This is a genomic window from Adlercreutzia equolifaciens (genome assembly GCF_029076695.1).
Classification (GTDB): Bacteria; Actinomycetota; Coriobacteriia; order Coriobacteriales; family Eggerthellaceae; genus Adlercreutzia; species Adlercreutzia equolifaciens_A.
The window spans coordinates 1-290 of sequence record NZ_JARFIK010000581.1; the positions used below are offsets into that span (position 1 = coordinate 1).

Below are 290 nucleotides of genomic sequence, written 5' to 3' on the forward strand. Positions count from 1 at the left end.
CTCCGCGCACCTTCTGGGGCCTCGCCCCTTTAAACCTATCTGCCGTCCCGCGCGCTGTTATTCCTCGCGCAGCCAAAGGCCAGTTTTGCCGACGTCTTTCTTCAGCAGGCGCACCTCGGAAATCTCCATGCCGCGATCCACCGCTTTACACATGTCGTACACCGTCAGGCACGCCACGGAGGCCGCCGTCAGCGCCTCCATCTCGATGCCCGTCTTACCCGTTTCACCGCACGTAGTGGTCACGTGAACACCCACGCGGCCGTCCTCGCGCTCACCTTCGAACACCGGCG

1 protein-coding gene is annotated in these 290 nt (G+C 63.4%); it reads right to left on the reverse strand.

Translation table 11 applies throughout. The features are described 5' to 3' along the window. Positions 1–57 precede the first annotated feature (57 nt). Positions 58–290, reverse strand: a 233-nt coding sequence (locus tag PZH32_RS13685; protein ID WP_275208808.1) for a cyclic pyranopterin monophosphate synthase MoaC, incomplete at its 5' end; no start/stop codon positions are given.